The organism is Algoriphagus sp., assembly GCF_030694375.1.
Taxonomy (GTDB): Bacteria; Bacteroidota; Bacteroidia; order Cytophagales; family Cyclobacteriaceae; genus Algoriphagus.
On the sequence record NZ_JAUXYL010000041.1, the window covers coordinates 13,727 to 38,542 of the forward strand.

Below are 24,816 nucleotides of genomic sequence, written 5' to 3' on the forward strand. Positions count from 1 at the left end.
TTTAGAATTCCTTCCTACATTTTCACCCGATATCGATAAAACACATTGTAGTCTTTTTCTTCTTTGCTAGCTGGCTTGATGTAGATCACATCATTGGCGTCGATGAAGTGGATTTGACCTTCGATCGGCAATTCCTCAATCGGTGTTTGATTTCCTTTATCGTCCGCCAGAATATATTTTGATCTTCTCGTTCTCCTCAAGAGATCGATAAATTCCGGATTTTTACCATTAGCAGTTCCCTGCGCTTTCATTGGCAAATACAAGTCTCTTGGAACTTCGGTATAGAAATGTATCAAAAACAAATTCCCCCCAGCCTTCAAATCGAAGAAACTAGGATAAAGCAACGCATCGTCTTCAGGATTAAAAACCAACCCTCGCTTTCGTTTGGGATGATTGATCAGCGTTTCTCCTTTAGGAATTAATTCATTGCTCACGAGTTGGTAAAAGAACACTTGATCGCCAATTCTGGGTAAAACTGCAATAACCTTACTTTTCGAACTAGCCGCAATAAAGGGATAAGCTGGTCCGACCCATTTCCCTTCTTTTTTCGGTTGCCAAGAATCGGGATAAATATTCAACTTTTTGACCTTTCCTGAATTGACATCAACAAAAAACCCGTTTGTTGACTTCTCATATAATCCAGGATTTTGTTCCTTTTCCGCCATCAATGCAGGGTCGACAGCATTGGGATCCGAGCCAATCAAAAGACTTTTTCCGTTAATCTCTAGAAATGAAGCTCCATTTCTAGTTGGAGCAACTTCCAATAAATTCATACCCCCAGCAAGAGGTTCTGAAATTCGTAATTTTTTAAATGATTGATCGAAAAAGTGAACCTTAGACTCTGCTGAAAACTCTTTGACAGCGATCTCATTTCCGGCAAAACCGATTCCCCAAGGTTGACCGACTTGGTCTGGGCCTTCCCCTTTCAATTTTGGTGTTACGGTAATTCTACCTTTCGAATCAGTCAGTAAAATATCATTTACAAACTTATCCTTGAACAAATACCGGCCCGATTCTTCCTGTTTTCCAACCAAATACAGCTCTGAAAGCGATTCAACAACCAATGAATCAATCAGCTGAAATTGTACCTCTTTCATTTGGGAAGAAACTAGATCAGATGAAGAATTGCAACTTCCCAAAAAAACCAAAAATGACATCACAAAAATCAATTTTCTCATAGTTATACTTTTAAATGATTAATCGTTCAGATCAGTCATTTATATGACAGGCACTATGAAAAAATTCGTTTTATTTCAAATCTGAGCTCTCAGCAACTCCAAAAACTTCCTGTCCAACTTTTCCCCATACCAATCTTCATAATCGACATCTTTTCTGCCTGAGTTCATTACTCCAAAAGCACCGGAAAACTCCCAAATTCCAAATCCCACTTCCATCTCTTTCAATACCTGAAGTACATCTCCAAACCAAGCCAAAAACACATCATGCGGTGTTTGATTGTAGCAACCGCATTCACCACAGTGAACTCCAACGCCCCGATCAATCAAGTCTTTCCAAGGCGCATAGTATTGGCGGATGTTATCGATATCCAGAATCTTTTCACCTTGTTGAAGCGGCCATTCCACTGGAGGCACAGTCGAGGGATCTTTGTAAACCCAACTTGCTTTGTAATGCGAAATCGGGAAAGGATGATATCCACGACAACTTTGCGACAAGTCCAAATAAGCCAATTCAGGAACCGCAATTCCTCCACCCCCATTGCCGTCAGCGATGACTAATCGAGACTTTTTTACAGACTTGATCCGCACTAAGGCGGCTTTCGCTACACGGTGGTAATCCGACACATCTACCGGTCCGCCCGGACTGTGTTGATCATTGGGATTTTCCCGCTGAAAGGGTTCATTGACCAGATCAAAGCTCAGCCTCTTTGATGAAATTCCTTTATACCGCTTTGCCCACATTTCCCAATGCGCACAAAATGCATCCAGGGCTTCCTGATCTTTCCACAGGTTGTACGGCTCTTCAAACCCCGCATTGATGCAAAATCCCGGTGCACGATGAAGGTTCAGACTCACATGCAAGCCTTGTTTGATACTTTTCTCTACCAACTGATCCACTTTTTCCAACCTTCTTTCGTCAAAATTCAGCACTTCATCCGGCCGGATGGGACGACTGCGGTCGATGTCCAAATAGCTCGGATAGGAAATAGGCACACGCACAAAATCAAAACCCCAGTCTGCAATCCAAGTAAGGTAATCCGGCTTGGTCGGTCTGCCCTGATCGGGATTGTGGGAGAAAAAATCCAGTAGATTGAAGCCCTTCCATGCCGGAAGTTTGTTTTTTGGTTTCGCTTGCGCAATAGACGACAAAGGAAGCAAACTCGCTCCGGCAGTGGCTAGGGCGGTTTTTTTTAGAAAATCACGGCGGGAATCCGGCTGGTTCATAGACAAAATAGGTTGAGTTTGAGAATGGAAAATACCAAGACACTACACATCGATTTAATAAAATCTGTGAAAATCTGTGTCTTTTTCTGCGATAATCTGCGGGAAACTTTTAAAAATTTCACTGAAAAAGGTCAAACTTTTCTCTTCCTCCACATCAGCACCGGCAATATCCAAAAAACACCCACCATGCTAAACACCAAACCTCCAATCGTACCGATCGCCAGGGAAAACCAAAAGATCTCATTCTGACCCTCAATCAGAAAGGGCACCAAGCCAAAACAGGTCGAAAGCACTGTCAACAGAATCGGAATAGCCTTTCCTGCTACTGATTTCAGAATGTTGCGGTTGAAAACTCCGGTTTTTCGATTGTTAAAATCATTCAGAATAAAAATCCCGGCATTTACCGCCAGGCCGCCCAGCATCACAAAAGCCGCATAACCTCCCTGATCAAAGTAAAAATCAAACAGGGAAAATATCAGGAACAAGCCAATGAAGCTGATCGGAATCAGGAAAATAATGTAAAAAGGCTGCTTGAAGTTTTCGAAGAGGATCGTACAAATAAAGAAAATCCCTACCACAAGGAGACCTAAAAGCCCATATTCCCGTTTGGCTTTGTCAGAATTCCAGCTCCAAGTTTGCTTTTTGGCTACATAGCCGATCGGCATGAGTACTTTCATTTCATCCAGTACTTCGTCCAGGTATTCGTTGCCAAACTTAGCCGATCCCATGTATTCAAAGCTGACAGACCGGATGTATTGACGGTCTTCTTTGTGAAGGGTGTTCGTGGTATTTTCCAGATTCAGAGTTCCGTAATCCGAAATTTTGAGGATCCGGTCTTCCCCGCTGATCAGGCCTTTTTGCTCCAGGTCAAACTTGCTGAAATTCTCCGAAAGCCGCTCCCGAAGCATCAGCCCGTAGTTTTGATCGGCCAGTTCCAGATAAGTTGAGGGCCCTTGCGGTTTGGACAGATCCTGCAGCGTATTGAGCACCTCAAACTGATTCGTCCCGCCCAAAGCAATCTGATTTTGATTCAGACGCAGGACATATTCCCGTGTCTTTTGTTCATTGTAACTGAGGCGTTCATTGGTATTGACTGTCTGAATCCGCTTATGCTGCAGTAGCTTCTCAGCCAATACTTCCGACTGCCGCTCGAGTTCGTCAAAATTGTAGCCTTTCATTTCCACCCGGAAACTCGGGATTCCCTCACCGCCTCCTCCTGTATAGAAGCCCTGACCTACCCCGTAAATATTCCATTGCGCACCGCTCCAGTCGGTTGATTTCACCGACAGCTTTCCCTTGAGCTGATAGGGTAAAGCCCCTCTTTCGTAAGCTTCCTTGAAAGTGATGGTGATTTGGCCGTATTGACCGGAAATCACATTGGTCACAAACTGATCGACACCTTCCACTCCTTTGAGATAGGCCTCAAACTCACGCATGATAAAGTCCATCTGATCCAGCGTATTGCCAAACGGAAGCCGGGCCGAAACATACAAACGCGTCTTTTCCGCTTCGCGATAGGCACTTTTCTCATATACTCCCCGCACAAACATCCGAAGCGAACCGCCGAGCGCCTTGTCGATATACGGCCTGATTTCTTCCTGATAAAAAGTATTGCCCACCGTCTTATTGTACCATTCCTGTCCTTCCCATTTGGCAGGAAGAAAGAAAATCGGTGTCCCGAAGAGGAGCAAAACTGCGATCAAAAAGGTCTTTTTGTACTTGGCGGTAAAAGCTATCCCCTTCTCATATCTCCGAAGCCAGTTGACCCGGTTTCTGAGTTTGGGAAGAGTGAGTTTTCTGCCTTTTTGAACCGATTCTTTAAATAAAACCTCATAAAATGCCGGAGTAAAAAAGAGTGCAACAAGTAAACTCACTCCCAACATTACCGAGACTACTACCGAAAATTCAGTCAGACTTTTCCGGTCTTCCTCAGGCAAGAGCAACACCATCATCAAAGCGACTACAGTTGTCAACGAAGCAGCAAGCAATGCGACAAAGACCTTTCGGTTTCGATACTTGTGCAGGTGATCCATCATAATGATGGCATTATCGACTATCAACCCAAAGCTGATCGTCAATCCGGCAATGGTGATCATGTGGATATCCACTTTCAAAAAATATAGGACCATTGCCGTCAAACTCAGATTGACTACAATTCCCAAAAACAGAATGCTCAGGTATTTCCAGTTGCGATTGATCAGAAAAATAAATGTGATCAGGATCAAGATGGACAAGCCGGATCGCTTATAAATCTTGTTCAGTTCCTTTTCGAGAAACTCCGTATCGTCATTTTCAAGGCGAACTTCGAAACCCTGAGGGAGATTCGCTTTGGCTGATTCTATGGCCCCTTTGAGGGTTTTTGCCAGCAAAACCTTATTCACGCCATCCCGATTAATGACTGTCAAAGTCACTGAATTATTCCCGTTGATCCGGTAATAGTTTGTCGCCTCGCCTTCTTCCATCGTCACTTTGGCGATATCCCTAAGCCGGACTTCCATTCCGCCAACCTGACGGATGTTGAGATTTTCGAGCTGTTCCAGATTGTTCAGTTTGCTGTCCAGCGTGACAAAGAGTGTTTCATCTTTGTTGTTATACACTGTTCCGGGATACTTTTGACCAAAGGCTTGGGTAATTTGAGTGTTAAGCAGATTTCGCGAAATTCCGAAGGACTGCATCTTTTGGGCATCAAAAGTCACAAAAACCTGCAAGTCATTTGCCCCGCGAATCTGCACTTCCTCCACTTCCGCAAACCGTGTCAAGGCTGTCTTCAGGACATCCTCCGCGATCTTTTTTATTTCAAACGAAGCAAAAGGACCGTTGACACTGTAGGTCAGGATCGGGGTTTTGAAATCATTCCGTGCCTGCGCAGATTGAGTGACTATCGGGTAGCTCAGCCGCTCGTCAAGCTGGGTGTACACCTGCCGGATCAGTGCCAATACCTCAAACTTCTTCAACTCCATATCCGCTTTTTTATCAAACCGAAGTGTGATCGACCCTTGGTCGTAGTTGGACACCGAAGTGATTTTTTTGAGCTCGGAAAGCTGGGAAAAAGCACCTTCCAGCGGAGAGGTGGCGAGTTTTTCGATGATTTCAGGCGAGGACCTAGGAATCCCATACCTGATCGACAGGACGGGTTCCCGCTCCCTCGGATTCAGATCCACAGAAAGTAAAGGAACTACGGCGAAGCCCAAAATCCCCAAAACCACGAATGCGATCAGAACCCGAAATGCTGTCATAGCTTCTCCCTTTTCCCCACCAATGAATCAAAAAACCAATACATCAAGGGTACAAAATACAGGGCGGTAGCCGTCCCGATAGTCAAGCCTCCAATTACTGCAAAAACCAGTGGTCGCTGCAAATCCGCTCCCAAACCCGAACTGAAAATAATCGGAATCAAGGCCAAAATCGTTGTAATCGAGGTCATCAGAATTGGCTTGAGGCGGATTTTTCCTGCTTCATGGAGTGCTTTATCCAAAAGTTCCTTTTCGGAAAGCCCGTACTTCGCTGCAAACTCGACCTTCAGCCGGTTGATGGTGTCGATTTTCAGGATCGCATCATTCACCATGATTCCGAGCATCACCACAAGTCCGATGGCAGACATCACATTCAGCGTCGCGCCGCAAACCAAAAGCACCAAAAATGCACCTGCAATCCCCAATGGCAAAGTGAAAACCACGATCAAAGGCTGAACGAAGCTTTCAAATTGAGCCGCCAGAATAAAATAGAGCAGCAACACGGAAATAGCCAAAATACCAATCAGTTGGGTGATATTTTCCCGATCCCTGAAATATTGCCCTTTGGTTTCCACCGCAAGATTTTTGTCCACCCCCCATTTGATATAGTCCTTAAGTTGGGCATTCGGTTTTTCGGAAGTCACTGCTACACTTTGGAAAATCCCCCCACGGTCTGCCGTCACATATTTGTATTGATCGGCATACCGGTAATCCACAAATTCACGCAACAGATAGGAGGTGCTGTCCGAGGCATAAACCCGCGTATTCCGCAACAGATCTTCAAAGCGCTCCTGATTTTCCCGAAGCCGGATCGGCGTAATCTCCCCGAATCTACGGATGTCTGTAATCGTAAAAACTCCAAAAAGCCTGGAAAGTTGATCTTGGACATTGGTGACAGGAATCTGATACAGGGCAAGTTTATCGGCCAACAAAGTGAAAACAACCGAAGATTCTTCCTGCAAGCCCGGGCCGGTCTCCCAGTTTTTCGTCGGGAAATCTTCGAGCCAAGGCTTCATTTTGGCCGCCTCAATTGGCTTCTTGGCTTTCAAGTCCTTCCAGCGAACTTCGTAATACGGCATATTGGAGCTGAAAAGCTGATCAAATGCATTTGGGGCATCTCCAAGGATAAAAGTGGCCAGCGGAAAATCGGTTAGCAGTCGTTTTCTGAGGATTTCCAGCTGGGTCTCTTTTTCTTTTTCCGAAGGGAAAAGCAAATAAAGTGAGGAGCGCTGAATCGAATTGTCCCCGTCAAAAAGTAAAAACTGCCGTACACCCACATCCGCTTCGGCCTGAGAATAGTCCTTCACTTCCTGAATCAACCTAATCAGCCGATCCCGATTTTGACTCGCAGAAATGGGTTCATTCCAGTCGATTTCAAGTGTCGCATCCGGCTTTTCGATTTCAGGCAGGCCTTCAGTTTTAAGTAAAAGACTGATGCTTAAACCTAGAGGAATCAAAATGAAGAAACCGATCAAAGCCAATTTCTTCCGGGCAAAAATCCAGTTAAAACCCCGTTCATAGACACCCAAAACCCGAAGAAAAGCCTTGGGCTCGCCCTTGAGCGAATCCCGTTTTCCCACACGGAAAATCAACCAATAAAGCAACGGAAGCAACACAAAGGCCACCAAAAGGGATACCGAAAGAATCGCCGCAACAGCCACTGCCTGATCGTAAAACAAAGCTCCTGAGATCCCACTCAGGAACACCAGCGGAACAAATACCGCCAAAGTCGTCAGCACCGAACTGATCAGCGCACCCATCACTTCATTGGATCCCTGCACGCAAGCCTCAAACAAGGGGATTCCTGCTTCCCGTTTCCGAGTGATGTTATCCAATACGATGATCGCATTGTCAATCAGCATCCCAATCCCCAGCGCAAGTCCTGAGAGGGAGATAATATTGATTGAAATATTGAAAAAGTAGAAAACCAGGAAACTGATCAGCAGCGAAGACGGCAAGCTGATTCCCATGATCAGCGGAATCCGATAGTCTTTGATGAAAAGGAAAAGCACGCCAAATGCGAATATCCCCCCAAAAAGCAAACTGGTCTGAAGGTTGGAAATGGCAGCATTGAGCAGGCTGCTTTGATCTTGGGTGATCTCAAAATCCACCTGAGGATAGTCCACACGGAAAAGCTCAAGCGACTTTTTCAGCTCGGGGATCAACTCATTCATCTTGGCCGAAGCCTGTTTGTGAACGGTGATCACCAGACCTTCATTCAGTCCGAAAAGGTGATAACCCAGCATTTCCTGAGTTTCATACCGGGCATTGGCCACTCTTCCCAAAGGGACAATCGCCCCGCTTGGAGATCGCACAGGCAAGGATTCAATATCCTGAGGCGTGTCCACTCGGGTGGCCAATCGAAGATAATAGCGAAACTGTCCGTCTTTGACACTGATTCCCGGCAGCTCCGCATTACCGGATTTGATAGCCTCAATCAGTTCCTTTTGGGTCATACCAAGTGCCGCCAAGGCACCGTCATTCGGTTGGACAGAAATGATGCGCTCCCGCTTTCCGTTGATATCGACCAAGGAGACTCCGGGAAGTTGCTCGATCCGCTTTTTGAGGACATTTTCTACCAAAAGGCTGACTTCGACCTGATCCACATCTACTTTGGGAATGACCTGAACACGGGCGACGGGAATATCGGAGGTATTGATCCGAATGACTTCAGGCCGGGGAAGGTCCCGGGGAAGGGAATTGGTCAGGCGGTCGATTTTTTCATTGACATCGATGTAGGCCAGTTCCATTTTAGTCCCGTAGTCAAAGGTCAGGCGGACGGTTCCGATTTCCGAACCTGCCTTGCTTTCCATTTCCTCCAGGCCATTGAGCGTGATGAGTCCTTCACGGATTCGCTGCAGGACGTTTTGTTCGATGGATTCGGGAGAGGCATTGGGATAGGTGACCTTCACCACGATCTGCGGCACATCGATGGGGGGCAAAAGCGAGATCGGCAGCAACCGAAAAACGATCACCGAAAACACCATCAACGCCAAAAAAGACATGGTCACCGCGATCGGCCGCTCAAGCAAAAATCGGATCATGGGGTATCTTTTACGATTTGAACAGGTGCCTGATGAGCCAACTGAAGGTTATTGGTGGTAATGACGGTGCTGTTTTCGGGGATTCCGTCCAGGATTTCGATCTCCTGTCCATTGTCTTTGCCCACTTCCACATAGTTCCATTTGGATTCCTTGCCGTTTTCGACGGTGAAGACCACGGCTCGACCGGATCGGTAAACCACGGCATTTTTCGGCACAACCAAGCTGTTGTTTTGTGGAGAACGGATGATTGCACGGGCATTCATGCCCGGAAGAAGGTTCTTGACAGAGGTAAGCGTGATCGAGACTTGAACCAAACCGTTTTCATCCACTTTGGGATTGATGGCGGTGACGCGGCCTTCGATGGCATTTTGAGAATCAGAGATGGGATAGACTTCCGCACGCTGATTGGATGAAATCAAAGGAATGTCCGATTCGAGCACATTGACCCGCAGCAAAAGTCGATCTGTTGACAAAATCTCCGCAAATTCAGCATTCTTACTGACCAGACTTCCTTCTCTGAATTTGATATTGGCAATTTTGCCGGAGACAGGAGCACGAACTTCACAGCGGGAGAGATTCAGTTGGGCTTCTTTCAACTCTACTTCGGCAAGCGAAAGGCCACTGTTGACAAGAATTCGGTTTTGAACTGTTTTGGAAACCGTACTATCCTTGGATTCCAAAGCCAGATGAAATTGTGTCTTTAGTACTTCCAATTCAGATTGTGCTTTGACTACGGCTATTTTGGCCTTTTCCAAAGCAAATTCAGCCTCCCGTCGGTCCAGTATGGCGATGATCTGTCCCTTTTGGACATACTGACCTTCCACGATCTGCACCTTTTCCAGGTAACCTTCCCGCTCGACGAGTGCCTTGACCTCGCTTTGAGCTTCGAGTTTCCCGATGGCATTGATCAGGTAATCAAAGCTTTTGCGCTCGGCGGTGGCTATTCGGACTTCGGTGGCTGCCACTTCATTGCGGAAGGACTCTGATGGGATTTCCTGAGAACTTTTCTCAGCCTTGGTACAGGAGAAAAGCAAAAGGGCTAGAATTCCAAAACGAAAAGTGGTAAAAACATTCATTGGCTTATGGCTTCAAAGTAGAGGAACTAAGATATGAGAAAAAATCAGAGTGTTCCAACGGAGAGGTCTAATTTTTTTTTAATCATTTTGAGAACCTTTCACATTCTATAAACATTTCGAAAATTGAAATTATTAGAATAAAATATTTGTAATTCCTACATCAAGAATAAAAAAACGTAATCGATACAATTGCAGTTAGAGTAACAATTTCCAAACCTAATTAAGACTTTCCAAATACCGGACTAAATCAGAGCCTGCCGTAGGAAAGCTTGGGCTTATTTCAACCAATGAATCTTTCGAGTACAATATTACTGGATAAAATCCAGTAATATTTAATTTTGACAAAATATCAATAGTATCCAAGGAAATATTAGAATAATTTAAGATATCTTGGCCTAATTTAACATTCAGTTGTTTTCGCGAAATTACTCTGCAAAGAACAAAATCAATATAATTAGCTCCTTTGTAAGTTAATAAAATCTCCTCAGCTTGAGAAATGCAACCAGGGCATCCAGCATTGGGAATAAAAACAGTAGGGTATTTTAATTTATTATCTAACCTGGAGTCACTCGACAAATAAATAATTTTATTTTCGCTTTTCCCGCATCCAAGAAAAATTAAAAACATCAAATACAAGTAAATCTTCATCATAATTTTGAATTTTTTCTAAATACATCTTACCACCTTCGAAGAACATAGAGCCCAGATAGTAGGAATTACTAGGGAGAGAAACCATACCTATGGTTTGAAATTTATTGTCTAGAAAAACCAAAGAATATGCCCCATAAACTGAACCGATACCCGAAAACTCGTTAATAAATTTTTCATCAAAACTCTCATTTATAACCCTTACATAAATATCATTTACAGAATCATATTTAATGACAGTGTAATAAGACTGGCCCATCTGATGCTTCACTTCCTCTGTAATATCTGGAACAAATTTATCAGCAGTAGAGGATAAAGGTTCAATTTTTAATTTTCTTTTTGTATTAGTCGAAATCGCATTTAGGGTTAAACCTTCAAAATCGTATACGAACAAATCATTTTCAATTGGAAAACTTATAATAAGTTTATTGTCTTTTTCATTAAATTCGTGATATGCTTGGAAAAATTGAACTCCCCAAACAGCTTCTTTATACGAATCTGGATATGAAATAATATACTTTTTAGTTGACTCCTTTAAATCGAGAGACATAAACAAGGTTTCTGGGAAATAGGAGTTTTTATAGTATTCCTTTTCTGAACCCCAACTGTTAAAAATTAGTTGATTACCCATTTTAACTAATGGCCTTCTATTATCCACTTGTGGTTTTACTGCATTAATTTCAGGATTTACAAAATACTTTCTTAATATTTTTGAATTAGAATCGGCAAGAAAAGTTTGACCTCTGCCATAGTTATATAAAAATATCGAGTCCATATTTGATATATGAAAAGAAGAAATATTTCCTACTCCATTTTCACCTTCTAATTCAAAGGGTATCACTTTGGTAATATTTGGAGACTCAATATTATAAAAATACAATGAATTGTTTTTTTTGTTTAAAAATGTGTAAAACAGTTTCCCATTATCTCTATAAAGACTAGAATTTGCATTTCTTCCAGTAGAAATACTGTCTAAATGGAAATAAACACTGTCCTGTTTAGTCAATATCAAATCTCTGTCCATTAAAGGTGAGATAAGTTTATTATCTTCTTTACAGGATGCTGAAACCAACAGAAACAAAATTAAAATATTTTTATATTTCATAAAACAAGAATAAAGTTGAAGGGTGGCAAAATTTACCACCCTTTTAAATTAACCTCCTTTAACTGGTGGAGTTTCCCCTCCTGTGTCTGGTACAAAGCAATGTCGATCTTCCGATCTTTCAAGACAAACATATTCTCCATCTGAAGAAAAACATCTCCCATCTGTTCCCAGGGTTGATGTCATTGTACAGTCTGCCTTTACTTCAGAAACATTAATGAAATATGTGCCGAAAGTAATCACACTTAAAATACCAAATTTTAAAATTGTCTTTCTCATATTAACCTTACAATAATTGTTATCTCCTTTCACACCATGCAGGGTGAGGTCACACTCCCTAAAAAATCCAGACTTCGGCGCCGACCTTGATCTTTCGTTAGCCAAACTACCCCCCCCCCCATTCAAAAAAGCAAGTGTAGTTCTTGAAAAACTTAAAATTAGTTTTTAACTAATTGAAAATCAGATGGAAAAATTTTAATACAATCAGGTGTGTAATGTACTAAATTCAGATTTAACTCTCTTTTTAGTATTTCAATCCCCTGATAATAAGGTCTGATCCTTAATCCCGGATGCTCCTTATCCGAATAATACTCCACGAGCCGATCCAGTTCCTTCAGATCCACCGCCTCGATCCGCACTTTTGCCAAACCATCCTGAATCATCTCGATCCTTGTGGCCGCCGCACGGGAAATATCAATCTGACGCTTTGAGTAGCTTGGCAATCGATCATTGATCCGTACCACTACAGCCAAGTCATTCTTTTGGTTGATCACCCGAACCAGCGTGCCCATCGGAAGCCTTTTGTGTGCCGCAGTCAGACTATCCATCGAAAAAACTTCGCCGCTGAAAGTTCGCTTGCCGTGAAATTTCCTCCCATAATAACTCGCTGTCCCCTTTTGGATGAATAAGGAATCCACCTGTGCCTCCGCCACCGAAGCCCAAAACCCCAACAGAAAAAACAAACCCAATCGAATTTTCACCGCCGAATCTACCATTTCCGCCCCATTTTTCAATAAAAGTGCCAATTCATGTCAAGCTCCACTTTTTGCTTGCAGCAAGTTCACCCTTCGCCTATCTTAGTACATATTCTTTAGTCGGTTTCAATTCCGGAAAATACGCTCCAGAAATTGAACAGATCCAAAATTAATTCTCCACCTCCATGGACTATAGACCATGGACCATGGTCTAAAAAAATGCTCAAAATCCTCCATACCGCCGACTGGCACCTAGGAAAGCGCCTTCAGGAATATTCCCGTCTCGAAGAACAAAAGCTCGTGCTCGATGAAATCTGCCGGGTTGCTGATGAAGAAAACGTGGATTTGATCCTCCTCGCAGGCGATATTTTCGATACTTTCAATCCCACACACGAAGCCGTCGAGTTGCTCTACAAAACCCTAAAGCGACTCTCCAAAAACGGGACCCGAGCCATCGTGGCCATCTCCGGCAATCACGACAGCACGCAGTTTGTCGAGGCACCGGATCCACTGGCGAGGGAATTGGGGATATTTTTCTACGGGAAATATGAAAACGTGGTTCCTACAGGAAAGCTGGATTCCGGCATGGAAATTACCTGCTCCGAATCGGGTTTTATCGAACTGAAATTGCCCGGGCATAATTTTCCAATACGGCTGATTTTGGCACCTTATGCCAATGAAGTTTCGCTCAAAACCTATTTGGGCGAAGGAGATCGTGAAGGAGAATTCCGATCAATCCTGTCAACTAAATGGGATCAACTTGCCGAGAAATATTGCGATCAGGCCGGTGTCAATCTTTTTGTGGGCCATTTTTTCTTTATGAAAGAAGGAGAAACACCGGAAGCCGAACCCGAATCCGAGCGTCCGATTCTTCACGTGGGTGGCACACAGGCCCTTTTCACCCAAAACCTCCCCAGTCAAATCCAGTATGCCGCTTTGGGTCACCTCCATCGCTACCATGCCGTAGGTCATGATTCGATTCCGGTGGTCTATTCGAGTTCTCCGCTAGCCTACTCTTTCAGCGAAGCGGATCAGACAAAAAATGTTATTCTAATCGAAGTGGAACCCGGAAAACCCGCTGCATATCGCCCAATCGGTCTCAAACAAGGACGGCCACTCTTTCGTGTCAAGTTTGATGAGCTTGTCCCTGCACTCCAATGGCTGGAAGAAAACCCCTATTGTTTTGTGGAGTTGACTTATGAAACGGAGCACTCCATTGATGCAGCAACACGGAAAGCGCTGATGAAAGCCCACGACGGCATCGTCAATCTGATTCCCCAAATCAAAAATCCACTCGGACAAGTCAATTACAGCCTTCAGGTCGAGGATTTGGGTAAGGACATGACCACACTGTTTACCCTTTTCTATCAGAGTGAAAAAGGGCAGGAACCCAATTCAGAATTATTGGATCTTTTCAAAGAAGTCATCAGCCAAAACGAAAACGTATGATTCCTGTACGACTGGAAATTCAAGGCCTATATTCCTATCGGGAAAAACAAACCGTAGAGTTTGATCAACTCACCGGTGCTGGACTTTTCGGGATATTCGGTGCTGTGGGCAGCGGCAAATCCTCCATCTTGGAAGCCATACTTTTGGCACTCTACGGCAGTACCGAGCGACTTTCGGACCGGGGAGAAAAGAACTCCATGCTCAACCTGCAAAGCGAGCAGCTTCTGATCAATTTTGAATTCCGTGCCGGAAAAAATAACGCCAAAACCTATCTCGCCCGCTATGCCGCAAAGCGAAATCCGAAAAACTTTGAGGACGTAAAACCTGCCGAACATACATTCTATGAGCGTGTCTGTGACACTTGGGAAGCCCTCAGTCAGCGTGGTGAGGAGATTGTCGGGATGCAAAAAGGACACTTCAAGCAGACGGTGATTATACCTCAGGGGAAATTTCGGGAATTCATCGACCTCACTCCCGGGCCACGGGCAGAGATGATGAAGGAGCTTTTTGGCCTGGAGCGCTTTGATCTTTCCGGTAAAACCGGATCACTGCTTAAAGTAGTTCGGGAAGAAAAAATCCGGCTGGAAACGCAGCTAAGCGTATTGGAGCTTTTCAGCAAAGAAAATCTGGAAGAAAAAGAAACGCTTTTTGCCAAAATAAATGAAGCAGTCTTAAATGCTGAGCAACTCGTCAAGCGTGCCGATACGGATTTTAGGGCAAAGGAAATCCTGAGAACCCGTCATCAGGAACTCCTGAAGTACCAAGCCCTCCACAAAGAGCTTCTGGAGAAAAAGCCGGAAATCGAATCCAAACGCCAATTGCATCAGGAATTCATCACGGCTAAGACCCACTTGAAACCTGTGTGGGATCAGCTAAAAGATGCACAAACCGAGCTGGAAAAATATACGGTGAGCGTGGAAGACTGCACAAGATTTAAGAGTCGTATTGAAAATGAAGTGTCCGTACTGGAGAAAGAAGAAAATGAGCTCAAAGAGAAGAACCAGCAAAGACCGCAGCGGGAAGCGAAGATCCGTGATCTGAAAAAAGTGCTGGAATTGCAGATTTTACAGCAGAATCTCAGCGCAGCCAGGCATCAACTTGAAATCCTTCAACCTCAGATTGACGGTAAAAAAGCGAATCAAAAAACACTGAAACTTCAGATTCAACAATTGGAAGAGGAAAGTGAAAAGATAACGCCGACTGACAGTTCACTTTTGGCAGAATTAAAGTCTGCCGAGCGGGATTGGAAAAACTGGGAACTCCAGTTGACAAAGCTCAACCAAGAACTGGAGCAATTCAACAAGGCCGCCCTAACTGTCAAAAACGAATCGGACCGACTTATTCAAGCGTTACCTACTAACCAAAAAACACTCGAAAACTGGCTTCAGTCGCAAAAAAACAGAATACAAACACTTGAATCCGAGCGGGATTCACTGATTCAAAAGCAGGGATTGGTCGCCCACATTCATCTCCTCCATGATGGGGAAGCCTGTCCGCTTTGTGGAGCCTTGGAGCATCCGGATCCGCTACAGGCGGAAGACGAAGCCAAAGAACTGGATGAAAAAAACAGTGAGATTTTAGCTTCGAAGTCAGTTTTGGATCAAATAAATTTCTCGATTCAACGGCAGAATGAACTGAACATACATCTGGAAAATCACCAGAAAAACGGAGAATCCAAAAAATCAGAAATAAATCTTCTTTCACAATCCATTGCCAGCCTGAAATCCAGATTGGCAAGTCTTGGGATTGACACTCCGGCGGCCCTTTCCACACAGATCCAACACATCTCGGATTCGGGTAAAAGCCTTGAAAAGTTGCAGCTTGAAAACAAATCCCTTCGGAAAAAGCTTGACATTGAACAGGAGACATTGGAAAAAGCCGAAGCTGATCTCAATCAGGCCCGATTGAAAGTTCAGTCACTTCAAACCGGCATCAGCACAAAACAGGAAGAAATCAAAGACCCGGTTTTTTGTCAGAACTTCTATGATAAGGATCCGGAAGTCATCCGGCTGAACATCCGAAAGGTCGAAAAAGACATCGAAGACGCAATTCAATCGCTCGAGGGAAAGCAAAAACACCTGCAGGAAAAACGGAGAGAACAGACCAAAAACCTCGCTGATCTGGAGACTTTTTCCCGATTGAAAATTGAAACAGGCGAAAAGCTTGAAAAACTCCGGACAAACTTTGAGTCTTTGAAAATCGAATTTGGTTTTCAGGACGAACAGGCGCTGATCCGACTTTTTGAGCATTCCATCGATGCGGAGAAAGTCCTGCGGGAAATCACGAAGTTTGATCAGGATCTGGCGGTAGCCCAAAGCAGAATCCGAGAATTGTCCGAGGACCCCGAAGTCAGCCGATTTGATGAGGAATCGTTTTTGAAGCTTTCGGCAAAACTGCAAATCCTGAACTCGGAAGCGGAAAGCCTACAAAACCAACGTATTCTCCTGGGGCAGGAAATCAAAGAGGCCAAAAAGAGTCTCGAAGAAAAAGTGCTGTTGGAGGCTGCGTTTTCCAAACTCCAAAACCGGGAAAGCAACCTCAAAGAGCTGGATAATATGTTTCGGGGAAGCGGATTTGTCAAATACGTCAGCTCCATCTACCTCAAAGAACTCTGCAATACCGCTAATGTGCGATTTATGAAACTGAGCAAAAATAGCCTCCGCCTGGAGATCGACAATGACAATACGTTTTGGGTAATCGATTACCTGAATGGCGGCAAAAGACGTTTGCTCAAGACGCTTTCCGGGGGGCAGACTTTCCAGGCATCGCTTTGTCTGGCTTTGGCTTTGGCAGAAAAAGTCAAAGCACTCAACCAAGCAGATCAGAGCTTCTTCTTCCTCGATGAAGGCTTTGGGGCTTTGGATAGAAATGCGTTACGGGTAGTTTTCGAGACACTCAAGTCCCTTCGCCATGAAAACCGGATCGTCGGAATCATCAGCCACGTGGAAGAATTGCAGCAGGAAGTCGGCGTCTATGCACAGATCGAGCTCGATCCGGATCGGGGTTCGCAGGTGAGTTATTCGTTTTAAGAAAAGATTGCCACAAAGGCCGTAAGACGCAAATAAAAATTTCCAAAAATTCGGAATTATTCAAGTCTTCAGACCTGCCTTGCCGTCAGGCAGGCTTGGACCTATTTTAATGCAGTCTTCAGACTGCTTTTAATTTGAATTTTTTACCACAGAGAAAGGAGAGAGATTGTTTTTGGTAGATCTTTGGCTTGATTTGAACTTCAATCCCAATTTCACTTTTGAGCTTTTTTGAGAGCACAGAGAAAAGCTAAAGCTTTTTGTCAATAAATCGGTTCTTCAGACCTGGACCCCATGCAGTCTTCAGATTTACCCAGAAAGGAGGCTATTGTTAAATTATTAATCCATGATTCTGTGTTTAATAATCCGTGAAAATCTGTGTCTTTTTCTGCGAAAATCTGCGGGAACATTTTAATTAAATTGGTTCATGGTTCAGACCTGCCCAAAGTAGACGGATGCTGCTGTTGAATAAATCATCATAAATTGAAAGCAGTCTGAAAACTGCATTATCCCAAGTACAAGCCTGTAAAGCGGCTAGGGAGGTCGAAAGGCTTGTGCTAGCAGGGACTTCAATTTCTTCGAGCCTTCGGGACTTAGTGGCGAAAAAAATTTATTGAGTAATTTTACTCAGTACATTGAGTAAATTTCCAAAATATGGTCTTACCTACTGAAAACCATTAAGTTAGAAAATAATTTTTAAGCAAAAAAGACAGCCAAAAGACTGTCTTTTAGGTAAATAAATCCAACACATTCATCTGAAGAAACTCTTCCCATGGAATACCATCAGTGCCAATGACCAATGCCTTTTCGGGACGATAGATTTTAGCGAACCCATTCAACCCGGCAAGTCCGCCGACTTTGGAAGTCTTCACTTCCAATGCGATGATGCGTTTATTGTATTCGACTACAAAATCCACCTCGTCATTTCCTTCCCGCCAGTAGTAAATGGAGATTCTCTTGTCTTTGAAGGCCTGATTGATCAAATGCGCCCCGACTGCGGACTCCACCCAGCGACCCCAAGCTCGGTGATCCGCCTGAAGTGTCTCGAAGGTTTCATTTGAAATCCCAGACATGATGGCGGTATTATGCACCATGAATTTGGGACTTGATGAGCGCTTTCGGACCAGATTGGGACTGTATTTCTCCAGTCCGCCAAGGAGACCTGCCTCATTGAGGAGCTCAAGGTAATTAGCCAAAGTAGTGGTATTGCCCGCATCTGCCAACTGCCCCATGACTTTGGTGAAGCTGAGCACTTGTCCGGAATACGCTGAACCAATCTCAAAAAGCCGCTTCATCAGTGCAGGCTTATCCACACGAGTCAGCATCAGAATATCGCGAGAAATACTGGTCTCCAAGAGCGAATCCCGGACATAGCTTTTCCAGCGGTCTTCGTCCTCCTTCAAGGTAATAGCTCCTGGATAACCTCCAAACCAGATGTATTCGGCAGGAGTCAGGCCGAATGCTTCCTTCATTTCAGCGTATGACCAATGCCCCAAATACATCGCCTCGAATCTTCCTGCCAATGACTCGGTTAACCCCTGCTGCAACATCAACCGGGAGGAACCAAGCAATATCACACGGATATCCCGCTCCTCTAGGGTGTCCCTGTCCCATTCCGCTTTGACCTGCTCGCTCCAATTATCAATCTTTTGGACTTCATCAATAACCAAGAGGTAGGGAGCCTCGGGTGAAAGTTGCTGCCGAACCCGCGCATTTTCCCACTGCTGAGCGATCCAGACCTGATCACTTGCAGGAACGGCATCTGCAGCCACAAGAGAATGCGGACTGTTCATGTCCCGGATTACCTGACGCACGAGCGTAGTTTTTCCAACCTGTCGCGGGCCATAGATCACTTGGATAAACCTGCGGGGTTCGTTTTGAAGACGGTGCTGGATTTGGATTTTTTCCGCTCTTTGATAGGTCATTTCTTTTTACTCAATGTATTGAGTAAATTTACTCAATACATTGAGTAAATTCCAAATATGGAATTCATTTTATTTATATTCAATTAGTTATGAAATAATTTTTAACAAAAAAAACGATTAAAAATCACTTAAATCGGAATCAAAGTTCAATTAAATCCGAATAGAAAAGACAAAAAAATACCCCGGCAACTAGCCAGGGATTTTTTAAACTAAATAGACCTTACAAGAAAATGAGCGCAACACATGGGCTACACAATGAGTAATGATCAAATAAAAATGTTTTGGTTTACCCAGTTTATCTCTTCATCCCTGATCGTATGACCCGGGTCATCAAATAATTCTATGGTTACATCTGCTCCCATTTTGCGAAGCAGATCAGCTGATTCTTTTATTCTTTTGGCAGGAACGTGAAAATCACGGTCACTGCTACCGATGAAAATTGGAGTTCCCTGAAAATCACCTGAATAATTTTCAGGTTTCAATTGCTCTCCGATCAGTCCACCGGTAAAAGCTATTACCCCTCCGAACTTTTGACCGTTACGAGCCGAAAATTCAAGACTGAGACAGGCCCCCTGAGAAAATCCCAGAAAAACTGTGTTCTCGGCAAGAATTCCAGCTGCTTCAACCTCGCTCCATGTTTCTTTCAAAATACCAAGCGAATTATCCAATGCAACTTTGTTGCCTTCATCTGTTGCCATAAATCCAAACGGATACCAAGAATTTCCGTTGGCCAGAGGAGCCAAAATTGCATAATCGGTCAGATTCAGGTGAGGAACGAGCGAAAGCATACTTTCAGCGGTAGCTCCACGGCCATGAATCAGGATGATTGCTCTTTTAGCTTCATGTAGGGGAAGCCCTACTCTTTTGATATCAGGCATAGGATTCAATGTCAAGCTTCACAGATGTCAGGTTCTTTTCGATCTTTTCACGGCTGGATTCAGCCCAACTTGGCAACTTTATCAGTTCACCCAAATGTGCTTCATCTTCATCAATCGCAAAACCCGGTTCATCAGTTGCGATTTCAAACAATACGCCTCCCGGCTCGCGGAAGTAGATCGATTTGAAATAATTCCGGTCTTTGACTTCAGTCACCTGGTAACCGTTTTTCATCAGAATTTCCTGAATCTGAAACTGAGTAAGTGTATTTGCTGTACGGAACGCGATGTGGTGAACTGTCCCTGCACTTTGAACTCCACGGTTTCCTATTTTATCAATCAATAGATCCACAATATCGCCTGGCTTCCCTTCAGTACCATAGCGGAATCGATCGCCCTCTTGACCGATGTATCTGTAATCCATGTGTTCGGTCAGCAATTTGGCAGTCAATTCCTTAGCCCGAAGATTTAATGTTGCGCCATAGAACCCTTTGATGGAATGCTGTGAAGGAATGTGACCATACGTCCATCCGGGCCGGTCGTCTTGGTCGTTTGCAACCAATTCGATCCCCATACTGTCATGATCTTCGAATCGAATTAGTTTTTCTCCAAATCGGCTCTGGACATCAGAAACTATGATTCCAAACTTTTTCAACCGCTCAATCCAATAGTCCAGTGAATCTTTTCCAATAGAAAAGGCCGTATAGGTCAATTCGCCTGTTCCTTTAGTGCCTTTTCTTGCTCCGCTGAATGGGAACGTAGTGAAAACCGTCCCCGGGCGACCCAATTCATCTCCGAAGTAGAAATGATAAACATCCGGAGCATCAAAATTGATTGTCTTTTTCACCAGCCTCAATCCAAGGATGCCTGAATAGAAATCAATATTTTTTTGCGGACTTCCGGCGATGGCCGTGATGTGGTGAATGCCGGTGATTAATGGTGTCATGTGATTATTATTTTTTCAAAGGTCCTTATAATTCTCCTGTCCCTAAATTATCCAACAGGCCGGTCTGCCATAGGCAGGTGCATAATGATCATTCTAAGATGTGCCTATTGAATAAGCTCTACATTTAATTTAACAAAAAAGCTGCCCTTAGGCAGCCTTTTTTGTTTTTAAGCAGTAGCCGCTACCGACTCTGTTACTTCCTGCTTTACCAACTGCACGTTGAGGATCAATCTAACCTGATCACTTACTACCACGCTACCAGCCTCAGTCACTGCTGACCATACCAATCCGAATTCTTTACGGCTAATTTTACCTTCGATTTCAAAACCGGCTTTAGTTTGCCCGTAAGGATCTGCAGTAATTCCTCCAAAATCAACGTCCAGAGAGACTTCCTTCTTATTCCCTCTGATTGAAAGTTCTCCGACTAACTTATATTCTCCACCATTATTTGAGATTTTTCCTTCGAAAGTCAAATTTGGGTGATTGGCGGCATCAAAGAAGTCCGCAGACTTCAAGTGACCATCACGGTCAGCCTGATTGGTATCAATGCTGTCTATAGCTGCAGAAAAGCCAACTGTTGCACCTTCAAAATCTTCAGAGGCTGAGACGGCAGTTCCTTCAAAACTTTTGAAATAACCAGTCACTGTTGAGATCACCAAATGCTTTACTTTGAAAGAAACTTCAGAGTGTGTAGGGTCAATAATCCATTTTGTAGTACTCATAATTTTGTTTATTTAAATTGGTATTTGTTAGAATTGTATTAACATTGATTGTATAGACATTTATTTTTTGAAATTTTTTTACCCCCTTAATTTATCCAAAAGGTCATTTAACTGATTGGTTTCTTCCTTTGTGAGATTTACAAAGGTTCTGTTGCCTTGTTCTACCTTAACCTCCAATTCGTTCAAAAGCTCAAGCCCTTTTTCAGTAATTAAAACATCAACCTGACGCCGATCACTTGGGCACTCCTCCCGCTTGACTAAGCCTTTCATTTTAAGTTTGTCCACAAGTCTTGAAGCATTGGACATTTTGTTAAGCATCCGATCCTGAATGGAAGAAACTGTCGTCGGATCCCCGTTTTGCCCTCTTAGAATCCTGAGCACATTGTACTGCTCCGGTGAAAGATCATGCGGCTTGAATAAGGCATTTTGAGAAGTCACCAAGTAACTGTGGGTGTAAAGCAAGTTCACCACCAACTTGTTGTAAGGATCCTTGAACTCCTTTTGCTGAATGGCATCTTCGATCTTTCCCATATTAATTACATTTGGATTTAATGTATATACATTCAAATGTAGGAAAAAGTTTAATTTTCGGAAAAAAAAACAAAAAAAATTCCAACTCGTTTTCATTTGCCTCAAAAAGAAAAAAGGCCATCATTGACCTTTTATTCTTAATTACTCTTAGTCAGCCAATCTAAAATCAGCCGGTTGACCTCATCCGGCTTTTCGATGCAGCTGCTGTGTCCGGCACCGGTGAGCACATGAAGTTTTGCACTTGCTATCCCCATTTGAATGTATTTCGCCTTTTCAGGCTTAGTAGCCACATCCTCATCGCCCACGATAATCAGAGTTGGGCAGGTAATTTTTGACAATTCGTCCTCCACTCCCTTGCGAAAGATCACTCCCTCCACTGGACCTGTGATACTTTTTTTATTTGACGAAAGTTCATTTTTCCAATGCTTAATCGCCAATTTGTTTGATGGATTTGTAAGCCAACTTTCCGCAAACATAATGTGCATCACTTTTTTTGCAACTGGCGGAATCACTCCCAGCCATTTTACCACTCCATTTAATGTTTTGTACTTGGGTAAATTTTCAACCGGTTCGGCATTGGCTGAAGTCTCCAGTAGAATCAGACTTTTTAATAATTCGGGGTGTCTCGAGGCAAGCCTCATTCCTACAAAACCTCCCATGGATAGGCCTGCAAAATGGATGGGTTCTTTGCAAAACTTTTGAATCAATGCCGCTGCATCCTCTGCTACAGTTTCCATATCAAATGGACCCTTCACCTCACTTTGACCTTGCCCCCGATGGTCATATGCAATCACCCGATAATTCTGGCTAAAGAAATCAATCTGTGCTTGAAACATTTTATGGCTCCAAAGCAAACCGTGAGAAAAGATTATTGTCTCTTTACCGGTTCCTTTTTCTTGATAGAAAAGGTTCACTCCATTGACTTCGATTAGCGGCATAAAAATTAGGATTAAGGGTAAGTTGTCTGTAAATGGAATATAATCAACAGTTTAGCTATCAATGGCAGCTTATTCCCAATCCAATCCTGGCTGGGTTATCCGTGCGTTTTCTCTGGCTTTATGAGCATCAACGATCTTTCGGACATCTTCGAGCAGCTGCTTGGCATCGTAAACTATCCCGTCTTTGACTGTGTATTTCACACCTCCGACCCTTACAGGTTCATTATTTTCATTGATCCGAATAGTACCAGTACCGTAAAGTACCTTTAGGTTTTGAAGAGGATTTTCTTCGACTATTACGAAATCTGCTAATTTACCTACTTCAACTGTCCCGATTTCTTTGTCCATCCCCAAGGCTTCTGCCCCATACATAGTTGCCGAACGAATTACTTCCAATGGGTGAAATCCCGCTTCCCTCAGGAGTTCGAGTTCGCGTATGTAGGCAAATCCATATAACTGATAAATAAACCCAGAGTCAGAACCTGCCGTCACACGGCCTCCTCGGTTTTTGTACTCATTTACAAATGTCATCCAAAGGCGGTAATTTTCTTTCCACTGAACTTCTTCCTCGGTAGTCCAGTCAAACCAATAGGAACCATGAGATTGTCTGCTGGGCGCATAAAATCTCCAAAGAGAGGGCAAAGTGTAGACCGCATGCCATTCTTGGGTACGAGCCCGCATCAAATCCCGATTAGCTTCATAGATATTGAAAGTCGGGTCAAGTGTAAAGTCAAGTTCCAGCAACTCATTCATGACCTTATTCCAATGTTCGGAATATGGCGGAGCTGCCTGCTTCCATAGCTTTCCAGCCTCCCCAAATCTGTGCTGCTCATTTTGATAATTATAATCCAATCTGAAATCCTGTATGGTTCTATCCTGAAAAAGTGCTTCAGGCAAACCATACCAATGCTCCATTGAGGTCAAACCGGCACGGGCAGAATTCAAGACATTCCATCTTGCTACGTCCAATTGCTGATGGTGCATAGCAGAGCGAAGGCCTATTTTTTTGTTTTCAGAAATTGCCGCTTGCATCACCTCGGGATTTGCTCCAAAGAATTTGATACCGTCGGCACCTTTTGCTTTATTTTGATTTACCCAAGCCTTTGCCTGCTCGGCAGTAGTAATCTGAAACTCGCTTTTTTGTCCAAAAGAAGTATAGGCCAAAAGCCTGGGTGCGGTGATTTCATTGGTTACGGATTTCTTTTTCTGATCCAGCACCCAATCCAGACCGTTACCGGCAGATGGATCACGAACGGTCGTAATGCCATGTGCCATCCATAATTTGAAAACATATTCAGCCGGCGTTCCTTGACCGGAGCCTCCAATATGTCCATGCATATCCACAAATCCGGGCAGGAGGTAATGTCCTTCCATGTCCAGCACTTTGGTGTTTTCATCGGCTTTTGGACGTCTGTTTTCATTAATTGGAAGACCAGGATAGCCTACAGATTGGATTTGAGTGATCCGGTTTTTCTCGACAACGATGTCCACTGGGCCAACTGGAGGAGCACCTGTTCCGTCTACCAAAATCACGCCCCTAATGATCAATTTAGAATAGGGCCCCTCACCTTCCGATCTGGTTGGGGCGGGCATGATTTGGGCAAAAGCTTGAAAAGCAACAGCAAAGCCTGTTAAGGCTATGAATAAAATTCTCTTAAACATAGATTGGATGGCTAACATTAGGACAATAAGTTAGTATAAAATGAATCAGGAAAAAATGTGATTTGGACAGCTGGATTAAAGTCAATAGGGATTAGGCGCATTTCCGGCAGTATACTAATTTTCCCTCCGTCTCCGAAAAAAAGACCGAATTCGGGAGACCGAAGAATCTATGAATTCATCGGTTATACGGGCTTTCCTTTATTGAATTTAACCTGGCAAAAAGCCGATATACACTAAAAAAGCCCGACTGAAATTCAATCGGG

At 43.7% G+C, this 24,816-nt stretch carries 17 protein-coding genes; 2 read left to right on the plus strand and 15 right to left on the minus strand.

All coding sequences use genetic code 11. From position 1 onward, the window contains the following. Nucleotides 1-14: 14 nt before the first annotated feature. The 8 genes from Q8M62_RS15980 to Q8M62_RS16015 all read right to left on the minus strand — a co-directional run bounded on the left by Q8M62_RS15980 (nt 15) and on the right by Q8M62_RS16015 (nt 12,500). Entirely contained in the window at nt 15-1,178 is a 1,164-nt protein-coding gene (locus Q8M62_RS15980) for a hypothetical protein (protein ID WP_304902558.1), read from the minus strand. Nucleotides 1,179-1,253: 75 nt separating this feature from the next. Then, a complete protein-coding gene (locus tag Q8M62_RS15985; protein WP_304902557.1) occupies nt 1,254-2,402 on the minus strand; it encodes a cellulase family glycosylhydrolase in 1,149 nt (382 codons plus the stop codon). 131 nt (nt 2,403-2,533) lie between these two features. Continuing rightward, on the minus strand, nt 2,534-5,638 hold the full coding sequence (locus tag Q8M62_RS15990) for an efflux RND transporter permease subunit (protein WP_304902556.1): 3,105 nt from the start codon (nt 5,636-5,638) through the stop codon (nt 2,534-2,536). Next, nucleotides 5,635-8,679: an efflux RND transporter permease subunit gene (locus Q8M62_RS15995; RefSeq protein WP_304902555.1), complete on the minus strand. Its 3,045-nt coding sequence runs from the start codon at nt 8,677-8,679 to the stop codon at nt 5,635-5,637. Before Q8M62_RS15995 ends, Q8M62_RS15990 begins: the two co-directional genes overlap by 4 nt. Further along, a complete protein-coding gene (locus Q8M62_RS16000) occupies nt 8,676-9,755 on the minus strand; it encodes an efflux RND transporter periplasmic adaptor subunit (protein WP_304902554.1) in 1,080 nt (359 codons plus the stop codon). The genes Q8M62_RS15995 and Q8M62_RS16000 overlap by 4 nt, the downstream gene beginning before the upstream one ends. A 216-nt stretch (nt 9,756-9,971) precedes the next feature. Beyond that, on the minus strand, nt 9,972-10,406 hold the full coding sequence (locus Q8M62_RS16005) for a hypothetical protein (protein WP_305668224.1): 435 nt from the start codon (nt 10,404-10,406) through the stop codon (nt 9,972-9,974). Continuing rightward, complete coding sequence (locus Q8M62_RS16010) at nt 10,342-11,508, minus strand: DUF4221 family protein (RefSeq protein WP_304902553.1); 1,167 nt, start codon at nt 11,506-11,508, stop codon at nt 10,342-10,344. The genes Q8M62_RS16005 and Q8M62_RS16010 overlap by 65 nt, the downstream gene beginning before the upstream one ends. 434 nt (nt 11,509-11,942) lie before the next feature. Then, complete coding sequence (locus Q8M62_RS16015) at nt 11,943-12,500, minus strand: septal ring lytic transglycosylase RlpA family protein (protein WP_304902552.1); 558 nt, start codon at nt 12,498-12,500, stop codon at nt 11,943-11,945. Between the two features lie 198 nt (nt 12,501-12,698). Between Q8M62_RS16015 and Q8M62_RS16020 the strand changes: the two genes are divergently transcribed. Both Q8M62_RS16020 and Q8M62_RS16025 read left to right on the plus strand, forming a co-directional pair. Next, complete coding sequence (locus Q8M62_RS16020; RefSeq protein WP_304902551.1) at nt 12,699-13,928, plus strand: exonuclease subunit SbcD; 1,230 nt, start codon at nt 12,699-12,701, stop codon at nt 13,926-13,928. Beyond that, a complete protein-coding gene (locus Q8M62_RS16025; protein WP_304902550.1) occupies nt 13,925-16,957 on the plus strand; it encodes an SMC family ATPase in 3,033 nt (1,010 codons plus the stop codon). Before Q8M62_RS16020 ends, Q8M62_RS16025 begins: the two co-directional genes overlap by 4 nt. 725 nt (nt 16,958-17,682) lie before the next feature. Here the strand turns inward: Q8M62_RS16025 and Q8M62_RS16030 are convergent. From Q8M62_RS16030 to Q8M62_RS16060, 7 genes are all read right to left on the minus strand, one after another. Beyond that, a complete protein-coding gene (locus tag Q8M62_RS16030) occupies nt 17,683-18,879 on the minus strand; it encodes an ATP-binding protein (protein WP_304902549.1) in 1,197 nt (398 codons plus the stop codon). A gap of 266 nt (nt 18,880-19,145) precedes the next feature. Then, entirely contained in the window at nt 19,146-19,757 is a 612-nt protein-coding gene (locus tag Q8M62_RS16035; RefSeq protein WP_304902548.1) for an alpha/beta hydrolase, read from the minus strand. Then, nucleotides 19,750-20,700 (minus strand): ring-cleaving dioxygenase, encoded by a 951-nt coding sequence (locus tag Q8M62_RS16040; RefSeq protein WP_304902547.1) that lies wholly within the window; start codon nt 20,698-20,700, stop codon nt 19,750-19,752. Before Q8M62_RS16040 ends, Q8M62_RS16035 begins: the two co-directional genes overlap by 8 nt. Nucleotides 20,701-20,867: 167 nt before the next feature. Then, complete coding sequence (locus tag Q8M62_RS16045) at nt 20,868-21,422, minus strand: YceI family protein (RefSeq protein ID WP_304902546.1); 555 nt, start codon at nt 21,420-21,422, stop codon at nt 20,868-20,870. 78 nt (nt 21,423-21,500) lie between these two features. Beyond that, entirely contained in the window at nt 21,501-21,953 is a 453-nt protein-coding gene (locus Q8M62_RS16050; RefSeq protein WP_304902545.1) for a MarR family winged helix-turn-helix transcriptional regulator, read from the minus strand. Between the two features lie 137 nt (nt 21,954-22,090). Continuing rightward, on the minus strand, nt 22,091-22,891 hold the full coding sequence (locus Q8M62_RS16055) for an alpha/beta fold hydrolase (RefSeq protein WP_304902544.1): 801 nt from the start codon (nt 22,889-22,891) through the stop codon (nt 22,091-22,093). Between the two features lie 69 nt (nt 22,892-22,960). Continuing rightward, on the minus strand, nt 22,961-24,553 hold the full coding sequence (locus tag Q8M62_RS16060; RefSeq protein WP_304902543.1) for an amidohydrolase family protein: 1,593 nt from the start codon (nt 24,551-24,553) through the stop codon (nt 22,961-22,963). Nucleotides 24,554-24,816 lie beyond the last annotated feature (263 nt).